At 33.8% G+C, this 20,085-nt stretch carries 20 protein-coding genes; 15 read left to right on the forward strand and 5 right to left on the reverse strand.

Annotated features, from left to right (window positions below):
• Positions 1-163 precede the first annotated feature (163 nt).
• From KA814_RS10590 to add, 9 genes are all read left to right on the forward strand, one after another.
• Positions 164-1,987, forward strand: a complete 1,824-nt coding sequence (locus KA814_RS10590; RefSeq protein ID WP_046207548.1) for an assimilatory sulfite reductase (NADPH) flavoprotein subunit — start codon at positions 164-166, stop codon at positions 1,985-1,987.
• A 58-nt stretch (positions 1,988-2,045) separates the two neighbouring features.
• Positions 2,046-3,713, forward strand: a complete 1,668-nt coding sequence (locus KA814_RS10595) for an NADPH-dependent assimilatory sulfite reductase hemoprotein subunit (RefSeq protein ID WP_238394797.1) — start codon at positions 2,046-2,048, stop codon at positions 3,711-3,713.
• Positions 3,714-3,736: 23 nt separating this feature from the next.
• On the forward strand, positions 3,737-4,507 hold the full coding sequence (gene cobA / locus KA814_RS10600; protein WP_107359933.1) for a uroporphyrinogen-III C-methyltransferase: 771 nt from the start codon (positions 3,737-3,739) through the stop codon (positions 4,505-4,507).
• A 19-nt stretch (positions 4,508-4,526) separates the two neighbouring features.
• Complete coding sequence (locus KA814_RS10605) at positions 4,527-5,261, forward strand: sirohydrochlorin chelatase (protein WP_046207123.1); 735 nt, start codon at positions 4,527-4,529, stop codon at positions 5,259-5,261.
• A 44-nt stretch (positions 5,262-5,305) separates the two neighbouring features.
• The gene (locus KA814_RS10610) at positions 5,306-5,917 is read left to right on the forward strand and encodes an NAD(P)-binding protein (RefSeq protein WP_107391320.1); all 612 of its coding nucleotides are present in this window, start codon (positions 5,306-5,308) and stop codon (positions 5,915-5,917) included.
• 23 nt (positions 5,918-5,940) lie between these two features.
• A complete protein-coding gene (locus KA814_RS10615) occupies positions 5,941-6,846 on the forward strand; it encodes a sulfite exporter TauE/SafE family protein (RefSeq protein ID WP_046207121.1) in 906 nt (301 codons plus the stop codon).
• 21 nt (positions 6,847-6,867) lie between these two features.
• Positions 6,868-8,049, forward strand: a complete 1,182-nt coding sequence (gene sat / locus KA814_RS10620) for a sulfate adenylyltransferase (protein WP_210122751.1) — start codon at positions 6,868-6,870, stop codon at positions 8,047-8,049.
• Between the two features lie 19 nt (positions 8,050-8,068).
• On the forward strand, positions 8,069-8,677 hold the full coding sequence (gene cysC, locus KA814_RS10625) for an adenylyl-sulfate kinase (RefSeq protein ID WP_070038448.1): 609 nt from the start codon (positions 8,069-8,071) through the stop codon (positions 8,675-8,677).
• 492 nt (positions 8,678-9,169) lie between these two features.
• Positions 9,170-10,147, forward strand: coding sequence for an adenosine deaminase (gene add, locus KA814_RS10630; protein WP_107359930.1), 978 nt, complete (start codon positions 9,170-9,172; stop codon positions 10,145-10,147).
• 22 nt (positions 10,148-10,169) lie between these two features.
• On the opposite strand, the gene KA814_RS10635 is transcribed toward add, so the two are convergent.
• The 3 genes from KA814_RS10635 to solA form a co-directional block, all read right to left on the reverse strand.
• Complete coding sequence (locus tag KA814_RS10635) at positions 10,170-11,030, reverse strand: LysR family transcriptional regulator (protein WP_073345302.1); 861 nt, start codon at positions 11,028-11,030, stop codon at positions 10,170-10,172.
• A 93-nt stretch (positions 11,031-11,123) separates the two neighbouring features.
• Complete coding sequence (locus KA814_RS10640) at positions 11,124-12,257, reverse strand: M20 family metallopeptidase (protein ID WP_107359929.1); 1,134 nt, start codon at positions 12,255-12,257, stop codon at positions 11,124-11,126.
• Between the two features lie 2 nt (positions 12,258-12,259).
• Positions 12,260-13,444, reverse strand: coding sequence for an N-methyl-L-tryptophan oxidase (gene solA, locus KA814_RS10645; protein WP_107359928.1), 1,185 nt, complete (start codon positions 13,442-13,444; stop codon positions 12,260-12,262).
• Between the two features lie 385 nt (positions 13,445-13,829).
• Here solA and KA814_RS10650 point away from each other — a divergent pair, with 385 nt between their 5' ends.
• Positions 13,830-13,961: a beta-class phenol-soluble modulin gene (locus KA814_RS10650; protein ID WP_046207113.1), complete on the forward strand. Its 132-nt coding sequence runs from the start codon at positions 13,830-13,832 to the stop codon at positions 13,959-13,961.
• A gap of 175 nt (positions 13,962-14,136) precedes the next feature.
• Here the strand turns inward: KA814_RS10650 and KA814_RS10655 are convergent, their stop codons facing one another.
• Positions 14,137-14,745: a class I SAM-dependent methyltransferase gene (locus tag KA814_RS10655; RefSeq protein WP_046207112.1), complete on the reverse strand. Its 609-nt coding sequence runs from the start codon at positions 14,743-14,745 to the stop codon at positions 14,137-14,139.
• A 324-nt stretch (positions 14,746-15,069) separates the two neighbouring features.
• Here KA814_RS10655 and KA814_RS10660 point away from each other — a divergent pair, with 324 nt between their 5' ends.
• From KA814_RS10660 to KA814_RS10680, 5 genes are all read left to right on the forward strand, one after another.
• The gene (locus KA814_RS10660; protein WP_064209670.1) at positions 15,070-16,257 is read left to right on the forward strand and encodes an FtsW/RodA/SpoVE family cell cycle protein; all 1,188 of its coding nucleotides are present in this window, start codon (positions 15,070-15,072) and stop codon (positions 16,255-16,257) included.
• Entirely contained in the window at positions 16,254-16,838 is a 585-nt protein-coding gene (locus KA814_RS10665; RefSeq protein WP_107359927.1) for a phosphatase PAP2 family protein, read from the forward strand. Before KA814_RS10660 ends, KA814_RS10665 begins: the two co-directional genes overlap by 4 nt.
• Positions 16,839-16,912: 74 nt before the next feature.
• Complete coding sequence (locus tag KA814_RS10670; protein ID WP_070038432.1) at positions 16,913-17,380, forward strand: nucleoside deaminase; 468 nt, start codon at positions 16,913-16,915, stop codon at positions 17,378-17,380.
• A 312-nt stretch (positions 17,381-17,692) separates the two neighbouring features.
• The gene (locus tag KA814_RS10675; protein ID WP_046207108.1) at positions 17,693-18,091 is read left to right on the forward strand and encodes a hypothetical protein; all 399 of its coding nucleotides are present in this window, start codon (positions 17,693-17,695) and stop codon (positions 18,089-18,091) included.
• 57 nt (positions 18,092-18,148) lie between these two features.
• The gene (locus KA814_RS10680) at positions 18,149-18,466 is read left to right on the forward strand and encodes a YflT domain-containing protein (protein WP_046207107.1); all 318 of its coding nucleotides are present in this window, start codon (positions 18,149-18,151) and stop codon (positions 18,464-18,466) included.
• Between the two features lie 188 nt (positions 18,467-18,654).
• Here KA814_RS10680 and KA814_RS10685 read toward each other — a convergent pair whose 3' ends face one another.
• Complete coding sequence (locus KA814_RS10685; protein ID WP_210122752.1) at positions 18,655-20,058, reverse strand: MDR family MFS transporter; 1,404 nt, start codon at positions 20,056-20,058, stop codon at positions 18,655-18,657.
• Positions 20,059-20,085 lie beyond the last annotated feature (27 nt).

Here is a 20,085-nt window from a genome sequence, read left to right on the forward strand (position 1 = left end):
TTAATCCTTAGTATTCCAATCGGATAGATATAACTAAAGATTGGTCATCAAATCAATCTTATAGTGATAGTTACATTTACCCGTGAAAAGTTATGGAATCAACTGTTGAGTGATTTTAGATAAATGATTGTTAAATAAAAAATTAAAATGAGGTGAAATGGTTGTGAACTTATCTGTAATAAATAGTCCATTTGATGAAAATCAAGCTACACAACTAAACCAAATTATTCAAAATCTTACGATTGAGCAGCAAGTTTGGTTAAGCGGTTATTTAACTGCAAATTTACAGAGTGTTACTACAAAACAAGAAACACCATCGGAAGTAGCTCAGTTTGTATTGAATAAAGAATCTACTTCAAATAGTGAGAGACATATCACTGTTTTATATGGTTCAGAAACTGGTAATGCACAAGGTTTAGCTGAAAAATTAGCTGATCGTCTTGTCGAACTTAATTTCAATGTGAAATTGAGTGCAATGGGTGATTACAAAACTAAGGATTTAAAAAAAGTAGAAGATTTATTTATTATTTCTTCTACTCATGGGGAAGGAAACCCACCCGATAATGCCATTAGCTTTCATGAATTTTTACATGGAAGAAAAGCGCCTCAGTTGGAAGGTGTACGCTATTCAGTTTTATCACTCGGGGACGCGTCGTATGAGTTCTTCTGTCAAACAGGTAAAGACTTTGATGCACGTCTAGAAGATTTAGGTGCTTCCCGCTTGGTGGATAGACAAGATTGTGACTTGGATTTTGATGATACGGCTGAATCCTGGATGGATCACATTATCGAACAGTTAAGTGATGCTTCATTGAGCGAGGAAAAAGTGACAACAACGAACACTGTACCATTGACAAATGACAAAAGGTATTCAAAAACACAACCATATGAAGCTGAAATATTAGAAAATATTAACTTGAATGGTAGAGGTTCTAATAAAGAGGTTAGACATATTGAATTACAATTTGAAGATTATGGTGAAGACTACGAGCCAGGTGATTGCTTGGTAGTGATTCCAGAAAATGATGAAAAACTGGTAGAAACGTTACTGAATCAATTAGATTGGGATGCTCAAACAGAAGTACCAATCAATGACAAAGGTGATGTACTTACAGTAAAAGAGGCATTACAGCACCATTTTGAAATCACTAAATTAACAAAGCCGTTATTACAAAAAGCAGCTGAGCTGTTTGGAAATAAAACATTGGCAGAAAATGTTATAGATCAAGATTGGATTAAATCTTATGTATATGGTCGAGATTTAATTGACTTAATTCAAGACTTTAGACCTGAAAAACTCGAGCCTGAAGTGTTGTACCAATTTTTAAGAAAACTGCCTCCTAGAGAATATTCTATAGCAAGCAGTTATGAAGCAAATCCTGATGAAGTTCATATCACCGTGGGCGCTGTAAGGTATCAAGCGCATCAACGTGAACGTCAAGGTGTTTGTTCAATTCAATTAGCTGAACGTATGGAACCTGGTACATCTATATCTGTCTATCTAAAGAAAAATCCAAATTTTAAATTTCCATTCGATGAAGCTACACCTGTCATTATGATTGGACCCGGCACAGGTGTCGCGCCTTTTAGATCTTATTTACAAGCACGTGAAGAATTAGATTTATCAGGACAAACATGGTTATTCTTTGGTGAACAGCATTTTACAACAGACTTTTTATATCAAACAGAGTGGCAAGATTGGCTTAAAGAAGGCGTTCTTAGTAAGTTGGACTTGGCATTTTCAAGGGATACAGAAGAAAAAATTTATGTTCAACACAAAATTGAAGAACAAAGTAAAACTTTTTATGAATGGTTGAAAAACGGTGCAGCATTATATGTATGTGGTGACGAACAAAATATGGCTAAAGATGTACACAAAGCGATACATCAGGTTTTAGTTAAAGAAGGTAATATGTCAGATGAAGAAGCTGAGACTTATTTGACACAGATGAAACAAGACAAACGATATCAAAGAGACGTTTATTAAAAAAGGAGTTGATCACGTGACAGAATCAAATTTAAATTTTTCTCAAAAACTTGATGAGATGGAACGTATCAAAGCTAATAGTAATTACCTTCGCGGCACAATTGTCGAAGGGTTAGCAGATAGAATTACAGGTGCGATTTCAGAAGAAGATACTAAATTATTAAAGTTTCATGGAAGTTATATGCAAGATGATAGAGATCTTCGCGACGAACGCCGTAGACAAAAATTAGAGCCTGCATACAGTTTCATGATAAGAGTGCGTGCGCCAGGTGGTGCTTCGACTCCAGAACAATGGATTGCGATGGATGATATTGCGAACCAATATGCAAATCAAACGATTAAATTAACAACAAGGCAAGCGTTTCAATTCCATGGGGTTTTGAAAAGAAACTTAAAGCAAACAATGTTTGATATCAATCAATCTTTATTAGACACGTTAGCAGCATGTGGCGATGTTAATAGAAATGTAATGTGTAACCCTAACCCCTATCAATCTGATGTGCATGCGGAAATTAATCAGATTGCAAGTGATATTAGCCGTCATCTTTCACCTAAAACACAAGCTTATCACGAAATTTGGTTAGACGGAGAAAAAGTGTTAGATACAAGTGATCAAGAACCAGAGCCACTGTATGGTAAAACCTATTTACCACGTAAATTTAAAATTGGTATCGCAGTCCCACCTTCTAATGATATCGATGTATTTTCTCAAGATATTGGGTTAATTTCGATTATTGAAGATGGTGAATTAGTTGGATTTAATCTTACAGTTGGTGGTGGCATGGGAATGAAACATGGAAATACTGCGACATATCCACAAGTTGGACGTTTGATTGGCTATTTTCCAAAATCACAGGTCATCGATGTTTGTGAAAAAATCCTGACAATTCAGAGAGACCATGGAAATCGTGAAGAGAGAACAAATGCACGTTTTAAATATACGGTGGATCGTAAAGGCGTAACATGGATTACGGATGAGCTCAATCGTCGGTTAGGTTGGGAACTAGAGCCTAAGCGTGCATTTCACTTTGAAGATAATGGTGATCGATATGGTTGGACTGAAGGCAGTGGCAAACATCATTTCACATTATTTATTCAAAATGGCCGTGTTAAAGATACAGAAGAATATCAATTGAAAACAGCGTTAAGAGCGATTGCTGAAGTGCATACTGGAGATTTTAGACTTTCGCCTAACCAAAATTTAGTAATTGCGAATGTTGAAACACAGAAAAAGCCAGAAATTGAAGCGCTGATAAAGCGATATGGTTTAACAGATGGCGAATATTATACGGGATTGCGGAAAAATTCCATGGCTTGTGTCGCTTTTCCTACTTGTGGTTTAGCAATGGCAGAATCTGAACGGTACCTACCTTCGCTAATAACGAAAATAGAAAGTCTGTTAGATGAAGCAGGCTTAAACGAAGAAGAAATAACCATTAGAATGACGGGATGTCCTAACGGTTGTGCACGTCCAGCATTAGCTGAAATTGCATTTATTGGAAAAGCACCAGGTAAGTACAATATGTACCTAGGTGGTGGTTTCGCTGGTGATCGTTTAAATAAGTTGTATAAAGAAAATATTGATGAAGCGGAAATATTAGAAAGTTTAAGGCCTATTTTATTGCAATATGCACAAGAAAGAACTGTTGGTGAACGTTTTGGTGATTTTGTCGTCAGGGCAGGTATTGTTGAAGCAGTTACAGACGGTCAATTATTCCACAGTTAATCAATTAAGAAAGTGGTGTTAGGATGGGAAAAGTATTTTTAGTAGGTGCGGGCCCTGGTGATCCGGATTTAATTACAGTTAAAGGTAAAAAAGCGATTGAAACGGCTGACATTATTTTATACGACCGTTTAGTTAACCCTGAGTTATTAGATTATGCATCTATAACTGCTAAGTTAATATATTGTGGTAAAAATCCTAACCATAAATCAGTGTCGCAAGTAGATACTAACCAATTACTTGTCGATTTAGCACTAGAAGGACACACGATTACACGTTTGAAAGGTGGAGACCCATTCGTGTATGGCAGAGGTGGCGAGGAAGCAGAAGTATTAGCCACAAATGATATATCATTTGAAATCGTACCAGGTATTACTGCAGGTATCGCAGCACCTGCATACGCAGGTATCCCTGTAACGCATCGAGACTATAGCTCTTCAGTTGCATTTGTTACGGGTGTTATCAATAAAGAAATTGACAAGGATGAATACTGGAGACATCTAGCTTTAGGGCCGGAAACGTTATGTATCTATATGGGAGTTAAAAAGCTGCCAGAAATTGTTGAGTTATTAACTAAAAATGGACGTAATAAAAATACGCCAGTAGCACTTGTACATATGGGTACATCTCAATTACAAAAAACCGTTGTAGGCACATTAGAAACCATTGTCCACGGTGCAAAAGAGATTGAAAATCCAGCTATGATTATTGTGGGTGAAGTCGTGAAATTACGTAACCGAATCAGTTGGTTTGAAGAAACATATAAAAATGAATTATTAACACAACTCACATCATAGTTGTTGGAGGGGTTATGATATGCAAGGCGTTTTATATGTCAGTCATGGTAGTCGTGTAGCAGAAGCAGTCGAAGAAGCAACGTCATTGATTGCGCGTGTACAAACAAAAATTAATATTCCTTTACAAGAAACATGTTTTTTAGAACTTGTAGACCCGGATATATCTGAAGGTTTTAGGAAATTAGTGCACCAAGGTGCAACAGAAATTTCAGTGGTACCTGTATTGCTACTTAGCGCAGGACATTACTACAAAGATATACCTGAAGAAATTGAACGTATGAAAGCACAATTTCCCAATGTGAAAATTAATTATGGTAAACCTTTAGGCGTACAAAAACGATTAACGGAAGTGCTTAAACAACGTTTAGAAGAACGTAAAATCACACCTAATGCTGACGCTAAATTATTAGTTATTGGTAGAGGAAGTTATAATCCGCAAACAAAGCAAGATTTTTCGGTAATAAAGTCACAATTATCAGAAATGTTCCCCTCTAAAAGTATAGAAGTGTGCTATTTAGCAGCTTGTGAACCGTTATTTGAAGATGCACTGGACCGATTAGTAAATGAAGGTCATTCGCAAATATTTATTTTACCGTATATCTGGTTTACAGGTATTTTAGACCAACACATCGCTAATGTTGTGAGTGCTTATCAATTTAAAAGTGACATTATTTTAGCAGCGCATCTGAGTCATCATGAGACATTACAAATTGCATTAAAAGAACGTGTGGAAGAGACATTTGATACAGTTTAGTCATTTTATCAAAGTTGAAAGTACCTTATCTGAGGAGTGACATTATGTCTTACATCCCTTTAATGGTTGATATTTCGCAAAAACAAATCGTTGTTATAGGTGGCGGAAAAATAGCAGAAAGACGTATCAATCTTTTAAAAACATATACAAAACTAATTCAAATTATTAGCCCCACGCTCACTAATAACTTAAAACAATTAGTTGATAAACAAGAGATTCAGTGGCGGAATAAAATATTTGAAAGCAGTGATGTGCAAGATGCAGATTTAATTATTGTTGCGACGAATGATACAAATGTAAACCAGTCTATATTACAAGCAAAGCCAGACAAGGCATTAATTAATATGGCAGGTCAAGCGTTAGCAGGTGATGTATTGATACCAAGTATATTGCGACGTGGTAAGTTAACGATCAGCGTTTCAACACAAGGTGCCAGTCCTAAGCTGGCCAGTCAAATTTTAGCTGAGTTACAACAACATTTTAATAGCGCATATGGTGATTATGTAGATTTCCTATATGAATGTAGACAGCAAGTTAAACGTAGCTCACTTTCATCGGAGGAAAAAGAACGGTTTTTGAAGCAAATTTTAAATGATAAATATTTAAAAATAAGTAAGCAAAATGAAGTTAGAAAGTGGTTATCAGCGCTGAAGTAAATTGAAAGGAAAGGGGACATCATATGTATAAGTTATTTGTTTTTGCACTGGCTGGTTTTCTCGCTCAATTAATTGACGGTTCATTAGGCATGGGATTTGGCGCATCATCTTCTTCAATATTATTGACATTTGGTGTAGCACCGGCAATAGTCTCAGCTACAATACATTTTTCAGAAATTGCTACTACAGCAGCGTCAGGAACGTCGCATTGGAAATTTGAAAACGTACATAAACCTACCATGATTAAATTAGCGATTCCTGGAGCGATAACAGCTTTTATTGGTGCTGCTATATTAAGTCATATACATAGTGACTTTATTAAACCATTTATCGCTGTATTTCTATTATCAATGGGACTCTATATTTTATACCAATTTTTATTTACTAAAGAAAAACCATTATCAAAAACGAATGAACAAACATCCCGCTTTGTATTAATACCACAAGGCGCCGTGGCAGGATTTTTAGATTCAATTGGTGGTGGAGGCTGGGGACCGGTTAATACGCCATTAATACTTGCTCAAAAGAAATTGGAACCTAGGTATGCGATTGGTACGGTATCGGCAAGTGAGTTTTTCGTGACAGTATCTGCGTCGCTAAGCTTTATTATTTTTCTTGGTTGGAGTCAAATTAATTGGTGGCTTGTCGTGTCATTAAGTGTCGGTGGTATGATTGCTGCACCGTTTGCAGCATGGTTAGTCAGACTGTTACCGATGAATATATTAGCTGTGTGTGTGAGTGGATTGATTATTTTCACAAATACAAATTCACTGATTAGTGTTGTTGAAATCAATCACGCTTTATCAATCGCAATAAAAATTGCATTGATTGTGATTTGGTTCGGATTAATTTTATATGCTTTATACCAAAATAATAAATTACCGTTTGCTACTTTTAAAGATGAAACCAATGTAAATAAATTAGATTAATTCATTAAGGAGTGTGACAACATGTCATTAATAAACGAAAAAGAACAATCTACCATCCAACCTCATGGTGGTGCACTTATCAATAGGGAGGTCTACGGCGCAGAGCGAGAACAATTGCTTAAAGAAGCTGAAACACTCGCATCTATCACTTTAAATCCGTGGAGTTTATCAGATTTGGAATTAATTGCAATAGGTGGCTTCAGTCCACTGACAGGCTTTATGAATCAAAACGATTATACCAACGTGGTAGAACACTTACATTTAGATAATGGTTTGGTTTGGAGCATTCCGATTACACTACCTGTGACAACAGCGCAATCTCAAAATTTGAATATTGGCTCTCGTGTGGCTTTGTATGGGGAAGATGGTGTTTTATATGGTGTGATTGACTTAGAAGAAAAGTACACGTATGACAAACAAAAAGAAGCGCAACTTGTATATGGAACGACGGATGTTGATCATCCTGGTGTCAAAAAGGTCTATGAAAAAGGGGACGTCTATCTCGCAGGCCCAATTTATTTATTAAATAGACCTAAACACGACGAATTTGTAGATTATCATTTGGATCCTAAAGAAACAAGACAACTCTTTACAGACTTAGGATGGCAAACAGTAGTAGGTTTTCAAACTAGAAACCCAGTACATCGCGCACATGAGTATATTCAAAAGGCTGCTCTAGAAGCAGTAGATGGCTTGTTGTTGAATCCTTTAGTAGGTGAAACAAAATCTGATGATATTCCAGCATCAGTACGTATGGAAAGCTATCAGGTTATATTGGAAAATTATTACCCGGAAAATAAAACGCGTTTAGTTATTTATCCTGCCGCAATGAGATATGCAGGGCCTAGAGAAGCGATATTACATGCTACAGTACGTAAAAACTATGGATGTACACACTTTATTGTAGGGCGTGACCATGCAGGCGTAGGTGATTATTATGGCACGTATGAAGCGCAAGAAATGATTGCTAAATACGAAGCAGAATTGGGTATACAAATATTAAAATTTGAACATGCCTTTTATTGTAAAACATGTGAAAACATGGCTACAGCAAAAACGTGCCCACATGATGCTTCAGCACATTTACATTTAAGTGGTACGAAAGTTCGTGAAAAATTGAAAAATGGAGAAACGTTACCGAAAGAATTTTCAAGACCTGAAGTGGCTCAAGTTCTTATAAATGGATTGAAAGAACAGAAATAAAAGGAGTGTAGATGTAGTAATGGGAGAATCTAAAAATATAACATGGCACGCATCAGAGGTTACCAAAGATGAAAGGTTACAGCGTAATCAACATAAGAGTGCAGTCATTTGGTTTACAGGACTTTCAGGCTCAGGAAAATCAACGATATCCGTAGAACTCGAAAAAGCACTATTTAACCATCAAATCCATACATATCGTTTGGATGGAGATAATGTTAGACATGGATTGAATCGGAATCTAGGATTTTCACCTGAAGATCGTAAGGAAAACATACGGCGTATAGGGGAAGTTAGTAAATTGATGGTAGATGCAGGTTTGATAACAGTTACTGCTTTTATTTCTCCTTATAAATCAGATAGAGAAGCGGTGCGCCAATTATTAGATACAGATGATTTTATAGAAATTTATACGCAATGTAGTCTATCAGAATGTGAAAATAGAGACCCTAAAGGTTTATATAAAAAAGTAAGAAATGGTGAAATTGCAGAATTTACTGGCGTAAATGCGCCATATGAAGCGCCTACACAACCAGAGATTGTATTAGATACAGAAACCCTCTCTGTTGAAGCATCAGTATCTAAAATTATGGATTATTTACAACAACATCAGTATATCGATAGCATTTAACTTTAATAATAAAAAACTGAAGGGGCAATCGAATGGAGATATTAAATATCATTGCCATAATATTATTTATTATATTTATTTTAGTAATGTTGAGTGGATTGTTACTTGTGCGTTTAGGTCAAAATAGAAAACACTTTCTTATAGAATTAAAAATAATGATCTCAATTATGGTAGTATCCTTTATTGGCATAGGTATATCAATGATAATACTAGGTCATTATAACCAATTATAAATTATGAATGCATTGATAAACAGGGTTATGAAATCAAATCACGAGTTTGGTTTCACCCTGTTTTTAAATGTTAATGCGCGTATCAACTTTTAAAAAGGCTTACTATAAGGTGTTTTGTAGGTAAGTAAACAGTATTGAATCATACTCATATATTTTATAGAAATGTGAAAATTAAAGTGTTATATTAAATAAATCAAATTTATCTGATTAGCATTTTAAAAGTAATGAACACAATATAAAGGTAGGGAAGTTTACTAAAATGAATCAAAGTATAAAGGAGATTCCTAAAATAGAATTACATTGTCATTTAGATGGTTCAGTCAGCAAACATTTAATTCGACAATTGGCTCAAGAACAAGGCGTACATCTAAACGAGGATCGTCTCACGGTGCAAGAGGATTGTGAAAGTTTAGCGTCGTATTTGAAGTGTTTTGATGAAGTATTAAAAGTATTGCAAACAGCAGATAGTCTTAAGCGTGCAATTGTAGATGTTGCGCAACAAGCTTATGAGGATAATGTTAAATATATAGAAATTCGCTTTGCACCATTGTTGCATATGGAACAGGGGATGACCCTTTTAGATGTACTAAAAGCAGTAGAAGCGGGCGTTAATATTGTACAAGATACATTACATATGAAAGTGAATTTACTGATTTGCGCAATGAGGCAACATGCAGCGTCTGTGAATAAACAATTATTTGATGATGTGTCTGTATATAACAGTGAAAAAATATGTGGTATTGATTTTGCGGGTCCTGAAGTAGGATTTCCACCACATGAAATACAAGATACCATTCAATATGGGTTAGAAAAAGGTATGAATTTAACACTCCATGCAGGTGAGTGTGGATGTATACATAATGTTTTAGAGTCAATCAAAATAGGTGCTAAACGTATCGGTCATGGTGTTGCTGCTAATTTAGATGAAGCAATATTAAATGAAGTTAAAGCGAAGGATGTATTATTAGAAATATGTCCTAAAAGTAATTTGCAAACTAAAGCTATAGAGACGTTGTCACAAATCAATATTCCCTACTTATTAAAAAATGATATACCTTTTATTATCAATACAGACAATCGTATGGTGACACAAACTTCATTAAATGAAGAATATACGTTGCTATTAAAACATCAGTTAATCAATAAAAAGCAGATTAAATATATTAATAAGCGTGCCGTTCAATATGCCTTTTTAACTGAAGCAGAAAAAAGGCAAGTGCTTCAGTCAATGTCATAACGCGTATACACTACTGTTTATTTTAGTATTGATATGCAAAAGATTTGATAGTTTGAATAAAATGAGTCATAGCAAGACTTAAATGATAATTTCTATTCCAAATAAAGTCTGTCGAGATATTACTATATTTGTCTGGCAATTCATAGCTATATAATGAGCCGTTTTCCAAATCATTTTGTACCGATGATTTCGGAACTAAACTAATGCCGATACCTGATTTTACACTACCGATAATTGTTTCCATAGTGCCGAATTCTATAAGTGTTGGTTTTTTAGTATTTTCGGATTTTAACCAGGCTTCAAGATTTCTTCTATAATTGCAGCCATTTTTAAATACCAAAAATACTGCGGATGTTATGTCTTCTAATTGGGTCATCTCTGTACCGGAGATTAATACAAGTTTTTCCTTAAATAACTCCACTTTATTTATATGATGATGATGTTTGAAACCAGTGACAAATCCACAATCTAAGTTTTGATTGACTATTTTTTTAGAAATATTGGCAGTAACATCGGTATGTAGTGAAAGAGAAACGTGTGGCGAATTTTTCCGAAACATAGATAATAACATCGGTAATTTAGTAATAGTTTCGACAATCCCAATATCAATTTTGCCACTAGATGTTTCTTGTTTATCAAAATCATGTTCTATTTCATTTAATGTGGCTAAAATTTTTTCAACATATATTTGGAATTTTTCACCATCTTTCGTCAAAGTTGTACCTTTATTATGACGTAAAAAAAGTTGTGTGTTGAGTTCTTGTTCTAGTTGTTTTATGCGAAAGGTAACATGAGATTGAACATAATTTAGTGATTTAGCAGCCTTACTGATACTTTGATGTTGACTAACGCTTTGAAAAATTTTAAAGTCTTTGATTTCCATAATATCACCTGAGTTTTCGTTTGAGGCTATTATACATGAAACAATTTCTTTTATGCAGAAAAAAGTACTGCCGTCACTATGACGGCAGTCTAATTATGTTGCATATTTTTTAATTAATGCTTTGAAAAAGTCTATAGATCGTTCGAAAGCTGCTATTTCTACATATTCGTTGGGTTGATGTGCTAATGTTTCTATTCCTGGCCCATAAATTAATGTGGGAATGTCACTGTTAGGATTTAGCACGGATCCATCGGTATAATAAGCCATTCCAGTAATATCATTTTCTTCCGAAATATCTAAGGCTTTTTGAATAATTTCAGCATCGACATCCGTTAAAACAGTCGCCCGGTCAAGCAATATTTTTGTGTTTACTTTTGGAGAGTTACTATCAGCAAATATCTGAGTTAAGCGTTGATTAAATTGCTTGTACAGTTTGTCATGAATATTAGGTGTAACTGTTCGTATATCAACATTTAATGTACATTTGTCGGGTATCACGTTCGTTTGAATACCACCGTTAACCATATTTGCTGAGATGCTACTCTTGCCTAAAGCTACTGTTTCTTCTGACCATTCGTCTTTTAAATCATTTACCAATTGAATGACTTTGTTTATGCCCTCAACTGCATTAATACCTTGTTCTGGCATTGCGCCGTGTGCAGTTTTTCCAGTCAAAGTGACTTCTATCCATAATGCTCCTTTATGTCCAATTGCAACTTTCTCAGTCGTGGGTTCTGCTATGATGATAGCAGATACATTATCCATATTTGCGTTTTTGACATAATGTTCCGCACCGATTGAATCTACTTCCTCTCCTGCGGTGGCTAAAAATTCAATATCTTTTTTGAATTCATAGTTTTCCTCAATCAAAGATTCTAAAGCAAGATATAAAGCAGCTAAACCACTTTTCATATCTGTTGTTCCTCTTCCATATAATTTTCCATGAGCAATATCGCCTTTAAAAGGATCATAATCCCATTTTTGTGCGCCTATCTTTACAGTGTCGGTATGGCCAGATAATAAGAGTTTGCTAGCGTTTGGATGCTCAGATTTTAAAGTTACTGAAAAATTACTTCTTTTGTCACTTAAATGTGTAATGTCAAAAGGAATATTACGAGATGCACATCGTTGTTTAAAAATTTGTACAACGTTATTTTCGTTAGCAGGTGGGTTGGTGCTATCGACATTGATGAGCGATTGTAAGAATTTTAAATTTGATTGTGTCATGTTTAAACCCCCCTTGCTTTATTAAAAACTTTTTCTTTATTTTCAGGCTGTAAACTTGGACGTGTTATTTTAAATAGTGATATATCTTGTTTGGACTTACCTTTAGTGGCTAATTCATATAATATTTCTCCGACGGCACTTGAAAATTTATAGCCATGTCCTGAAAAACCAGCAGCAATGACAATATGTTCATATTTGGGATGTTTGTCTATCACAAAATGCTCATCTAATGTATTGGTGAACATGCAAGTTTTACCTACATTGATATTTCCATTAGCTTGTTGCATATATGCGTTCAAAAAACCACTAATATCTTTTTCATCTTTTACATAAGACCCGAATGATTTATTGTAATAAGTTGGATCGATAGGATCTCCGTTATCATAACGTCCTATTTTTAAACCAGTACCATCAATAGAAGGGAATCCATAATATACACCACTCGGAACGTCGGCAAAAAAGCCTGGAAATCCATCTGACTTGTATAAAATATCATTGGAATCAAACCATGCTATCGTTTGTCTAGAAGGTTGAAGTTGTAGTTTTAAATCTAAATCATCTAGAATTTTTTTATTCCAAGCACCACCAGTAATAATTAATTTATTTGCTGTAACTGTTTCAGAGGGGGTCTGAACTTCTACTGAGTCATTAAGAATATCAATATGCATCACTGGCGAATTGATTTTTAATTCGGCACCATGATTTAGAGCGAGTCGCTTAAAAGCGCGAATACAATTTTGAGAAAATAGCACACCTGCTTCAGGTTCATAGCAACCAATTTGGCCATCAGGTATTGTAATACCTGGCCAAGTTTCGTTAATTTGTTTAGCAGATAAAGTTTCAGTATTTAGATTATATTGCCGAGCACCATTGATTGCAGTTTGTACAAATAATGAATCACTAGGACCAAAAGTAATAACACCTGTATTTAAAAATATACGTTCATTTGTTTGTTTTTGAAGTTCATTCCAAAGTTCTTGTGCTCTCAAAGCAATGGGGACATACGATAAACCTTCTCCACAAGCATGTCTTATTAATCTTGTATCACCACTATGACTTCCATTTTCATGTGGTGGATCAAAAGCATCTATCATTAGTGTATTCCACCCATTTTTTGCTAAATAGTATCCAGCTGACATACCCATAGAGCCAGCTCCGACAACGATGACATCGTAATGTTTTCCCATTTCCATCTCTCCTTAGTTGAAACAAATTTAATCATTTGGCAAGTATTTCTTTCAAGTCTAATAGCAATAGTTCTAGGTGTAAAATTACAAAAAGAGATGGTTGATATCTCTAAAAGTGATATCAATACACATAAGTATTTTGCCTAACTGTACTTTTATTATTAAATTAAGACAGTTAGGAACTTAATTAAACTAATTGAGAAAAATTTAACATTTTAATTATTAATTAGCATACAATGTAATTACACAAACAAGTAAAGGGGTGTATTGACATGATGATTGCAGATATTATCGGTGGTATCATTAAATTAATCAAAACTTTAGTTGACACTTTCGCGTAATTTTTAAATAACAAATTAAATCAATTTAAAGGAGTGCTTACATTATGTCAGGTATCGTAGAAGCAATTTCAAATGCAGTAAAATCAGGTTTAGATCACGACTGGGTAAATATGGGAACTAGCATCGCAGATGTAGTAGCTAAAGGTGCAGACTTCATCGCTGGATTCTTTGGTTAATAGACATATTTTCAATTAAATATATACTTAAGAAAAACTACTGTTTCACACATAAAGTGTTAGAAAACAGTAGTTTTTTGTTGTTCAATTCATTGGGAAGGAAATTCGTGTTTGCAATGAATAACTATATAAAAACTATACATTTAAATTTGTATGATTATACATTTTGAGGAGATTACGTTAACTGTCCAGAAGCTAAAAAGAGACTGGCATCTTTGTTCATAAATATATTTTTGCCTTGATAAAAAGTATGGCTGTCTATATTCGAAAGTCCTATTGTGTGTAGTGATTTTTGGATATCTTTTTGTTCGAACCCATTATAGATATTCGGATGATTAACATTTTCGTTTTTATCGAAGTCTACTATGATAAGTAAGCCATTACTATTTAATTGCGTGACTAACTGTTGTAGTAATGCCATGTAATTCCCACTATGAAGTAATACAAGAGAAAGCAATATCACATCATAAGTTTGATGAAGCAGTATATTGTTCGAAGCGAGCAAGTCACCTTCAATGGCTGCAATGTTAGTTTTATTTAATGTTTTAATTTTGGTATTACATATTCCAACCATTTTCGGTGAAGCATCTAAAACAGTGATGTGATTGAAATGATGTTCGATATCGAATGTGACAAGGCCAGTGCCGCCACCATAATCTAATAATGAATCATACGTACCTTTGTTAAATAATAAATTTAATTCGGAAGAGATCGTTTTAGCGAGCTTTATTCTTTCGTTATTGTCATAATTTCGGGCTATTTGATTAAATTGAGATTGATTCAAATTTGTCATCCTTTAATGTAGATTTCCATATTATAGATTTTAAAGTTATTACAGACTTTTAAAATCTATAATATAGTTTAGCATAATGGACATAATCTTTTCAAATCAATACGTTTACAGTTATCTCGTGTAATTTAAAATTATAGATAATTAATTGATACTTTTTAAAAAGTAAATTTGTTCATTTTATGTATAGATAAAATATTTAAATAGAAATACATAATATACGAATAACATATTAAATTAGGTAAGCCTAAAGTCTGATTGAGCATGCTTGTTATATCTGGTTTACTAGGTGGTGGACGTTTATAATGAGGTGCAGAAATGAAGAATATTTTAAGAATGATTAAGCAACGGTTAAAAGGTCTAGATTATGGGATGCTAATTAGTTTTATTATACTAGGCATTTTAGGTGTCGTCATGATATATAGTGCGAGCATGGTATCGGCATCTAAAGGCGCTTTAACTGGTGGCGTTTCAATTGAAAGTAATTATTTTATGAAAAGACAATTTATCTTTTTGATTATGGGTATTGTAGTCGTTATATTTATTGCATTGTGCATAAATATAAATTTCTTTAAAAGTGCTCATATACAAAAATTGATGGTTATTGGCACCTTATGCTTGCTATTAATTACAATTTTGATAGGGAAAGAGATTAATGGTTCAAGAAACTGGATTAATTTAGGAATATTTAGTTTACAATCCTCGGAATTTTTGAAATTAGCTTCGATTTTTTATCTTTCTTACATTATTAATCAACGTGTGAGGAGTCACAAAGATTACCAATTAAAGCATATGTTACCACCACTTGCCATATTAGGTATTGGTTTATTGCTTGTGTTGATGCAAGGAGATCTAGGCGGAACTTTACTAACAGTAGCTATTATTGGTTGTATATTAATATACTCAGATATAAAAAATAAAATTAAATTTCAAATTATGGGAATTACACTCGTGCCATTAGTTATTTATGGAATTTATACACTGATTTTTGATTCTAAAAATTTATATAGACTAAAAAGGATAAAAGTGATGTTAGATCCGTTTAAATATGAAGATAATGATGGTTATCAATTAACGAGTGCCTTAACCTCGATTGGCAATGGTGGACTGACGGGTAAAGGTTTAGGCAATGGGATAGCCAAGTTAGGGTATTTACCAGAACCGCACACTGATTTCATATTTACTGTTATTTCAGAAGAGTTAGGACTACTTGGCGTACTATTCACACTTACAATTTATGGTTATCTCTTAGTAAAAGGGCTTATTTATGCGAATAAAACAAATAATCAGTTTTATAAATTGATATGTGTTGGCGTGGTTAGTTACATATTTATGCAAGTTTTTATTAATTTAGCTGGTGTGTCTGGTATTATTCCATTAACTGGTGTGACTTTGCCGTTATTGAGTTATGGTGGTTCTTCCATGTTGAGTATCAGCATAGCGTTTGGTGCACTCTTAGCAGTGGCTAGAAGAATTAACAACGAAAGAAAGGATACTGTAAAATGAAGCATATTTTAAAAATTACATTGCCAGTTATTTTGCTTATTGCTATATTGATTAGTATTGCAATAGGTATAGCAAAACCCGTAGACCAAACTGTATATAATATGTTACATACATATTTAAACACAGATATTATAAAACGATATCTCTATTTTGTTTCAGTTATTTTTGACCCTAAAATTTGTTTGATTTTAACAATATGTGTTTTAGCTGGTTTGTTTTTCTATCATAAATTTAAATTTTTGTGGTATGGCTTTTGGTGCTTTTCAGTATTTTTAATAGGTACGTTTATGAAATATGTCATTCAACGACCGAGACCAACCGCATATTTTGAAGGTTATAGTTTTCCCAGTATGCATGTTTTAAGTGTGTGCATATTGGTAAGTCTAATATTATTAATAAAAAGGAATAAAATATTATATTGTATAGCAATTATTTTAGTAGCTTCAATTATAATTTCCCGTATTTACGTGGGCGCCCATTATTTTACTGATACTATGGGGAGTTTATTAGTCATTTCAGTTATGATTCAATCACTTAATTACAATAGTCATGTAAGCGGAAAACTAGATAAAATCGAATAATTTGTTAAGCTAAATGCTAATCTATAAATTAATTTTTGATTAATACATATGATGATGGAGGAGGGGGCATTTAATTGAATTATGAAAAATATTTAAATAGGTCAATCGAGCTTGCCGAGGAAGCGTTAAACTATGGTAATGAACCTTTTGGCTCACTATTAGTGGATGTTGAAGGTAATGTTTTATTTGAAGATTATAATAGAATCAGTAGCGGAGATGCGACTGAACACCCTGAAATTGCGATTGCAAAATGGGCAGCAACTCATCTTACGCCTGAAGAAAGAAAGCATACAATTGTTTTTACATCAGGAGAGCATTGCCCGATGTGTGCGACTGCACATGCACTCGTTGGTTTAGATAAAATTGTATATGTGAGTTCCTCAAAACAATTGAGTCAATGGTTGGAAACTATCAATGTTGCGCCGGCACCTTTTAAAAATTTACCTATTGAAAGCGTAATTAGAGATGCGAATGTTGAAGGACCTTTCGAAGCCTTGTCGCCTAAAATTGAATCACTACATCTTCGGTATCATCAACAATAAATGAAAATATGAATCCTCTCTGGCAGTTAATAGCTGAAGGGGGTTCATATTTTTTTGCATAAATAAATGTTTTTCTTTTCCATTATAATTATCACTAAGGCATTTAAAATTATAGATGGATGTAAAGTGTTGGTTTGCGTTGTATGGTATGTAATTTTTATCATTGCTTTTTCGTTAAATGTCTATAAAATAAAATAGCTTTAATGACTGTGATAAAAGCTTTTGGCATGTTTAAGAATATGCAAAATGGGAAAATTATGCATAATATCGTAATAACACAACTAAGGGGTTAGTGATAAGGGGGACATTCTGATGAGCACGTTAATTTTTCTATTAATTATAGCTGTAATCATTATAATTTATTTACTAGTGAAACAACGTTTTGCTAAAGATTTTAAAGATCAAAAGCATAAACGTTATAGAGAGAAACGAGTGATTGATTTTATTCATAGTGCGTATAAAATTGAAAATATTGAAGCAATTCACCGGAAAAATGATCATTTAGAGCTCATTTATCATCGTAAAACGTTAGATGTAAAAAATGAACAAGTTATTTTTGTCGACGAAGCAAATCAGGAAGATGTCGAGACGAACTTCACCCTAAAAGAAGAGGATGAAAGAGAAGACTTATTTGATAAAATTTTAGAGAACACCTATTTTTATATGACAAAAGAACGTTTCGATCAGTTAATGATTCAGTCTAAAGCGTAATAATTAATATGAACTTGTGAATGATGATGAAGGACATTTTAAGAGGAGGTCTTTCTTATGAAACCAGTAGTTAAAGCTTATAAGAATGATAGTGAATTAGAAGTAGATGTTGCAGCATTACAGGATAAAGGTATCGGTAATCAGGACATTTATGTATTATCATTGGATAAATCTCGAACTGATAAAATTGTAGAAGATACGAGTATTTTAGGAATAGATATAAAAAATGAAAATGATTCTGAAAGAGATGCATTGAAAAGAAAATTGATTGGGCTAGGCGTAGATGAAGGTGAAATCGCATCTTTTAAAAGTGATATGGATGACGGCAAAGTGTATTTAATTGTTACTGATTCAAGAGTTAGAGGACTATTGTAAAATTTTGAAGGAGAAAAACATTGCTTTAAGGTTGTAAGCAAACAAAAATGCAATGCAGCTCATGTTTTGAAAAACTTAAATGCTGAGATTTATCATAAACAAAAACGTCAATTTCTATAAAGGTAGAAATTGACGTTTTTTATCAATAATATCGATAGTCTAAACATTGTATTGTTATTTACGCATGTTTATAAGGTACGACGTTTTGGTTTGCTATCGTCCGTAAGTTTAAATGATAGTAGTAATCCAATAGCTGATATAACTGTAGCAACGATAAATGTTACGTTAACACCGTGAATAATACCGGTAATACCATCTTGAGGTATTGCTGAAACTGACATTAAAGTAATAAAGACTGCAGTACCAATAGCACCAGCCATTTGTCTGAAAGTGTTATTCATGGCAGTACCATGTGCGATTAGCTCATTTGGCAGTTGGTTTATTGCTAATGTCGTCATCGGCATCATAACCATAGCAATTGAAACCATTCTCAATGCATTTGAAGTAGCGAGATACGTAAATGTTGTATGCTCTGTTAACATTGTAAATGGTAATGTTGAAACAACTAGTACGAATAAACCGATTCGAGCGAGCCATTTACCTCCAAATTTATCGAATAAGTAACCAGTTATTGGGTTCATCATACCCATAATAATTGCACCTGGTAGTAATACTAAACCAGATTTTAAGGCTGAGTATTGTAGCATATTTTGCATATAAAGTGGCAAGATGATATTTGTTGCAATCAGCACACCAAATACAAACATACTTAGTATCGTACCTAACGCATAAATTCCGTAATTAAATACTCTAAACTCAAGCATAGGTTCTTTTAAATTTAATTGACGGCGAATAAATACAACGAGTGAAACGATACCAACGATGAGTGGTGCAATAAATTGAACACTAGTCCAACCTGCTTCACCAACAGAACTGAAACTATATAGTAAGCCACCAAATCCGAGTGTAGATAAGATAACTGAAGCAATATCTAGTTTTGGATGTGTTGTTTCTGTAACGTTCTTCAATAGGAATATAGAAGCAATAATAATAATAATCGCGATAGGGAATACAACATAGAAGACACTTCTCCATGTGAGGTGTTCGACTAAGATACCTGATAAAGTAGGTCCAATAGCTGGAGCAAATGCGATAACAAGTCCAAATAGACCCATTGCTGTACCGCGTTTTTCTTTAGGGAAAGTTAAAAATAGTATTGTTTGCATTAGTGGCATCATGATACCTGCGCCTGCTGCTTGTAGGACACGTCCGATTAATAGCATTGAAAAGTCAATACCAACTGCACATAACAACGTACCGACTGCAAAAATACTCATTGCAGTTAAGAATAACTGCCTCGATGTAAAGCGTTCAATTAAAAATGCAGTTACAGGAATCATAATTCCGTTTACTAACATAAATATAGATTGTAACCATTGTACTGTACTTTCTGAGACCTGGAGATCTTTCATTATTGGTGGTAATGCCGTTCCAAGTAAAGTTTGGTTTAAAATTGTTATAAAAGCCCCTGATAATAGTACGATAAACAGAGGTATTCTTTTTTCAACATAGAAGTTTCCAGTTTCTGTCAATATACTCACTTCTTTCTTAACAAATTA

It is taken from the genome of Staphylococcus sp. GDY8P196P, assembly GCF_017891705.1.
Taxonomy (GTDB): Bacteria; Bacillota; Bacilli; order Staphylococcales; family Staphylococcaceae; genus Staphylococcus; species Staphylococcus ureilyticus.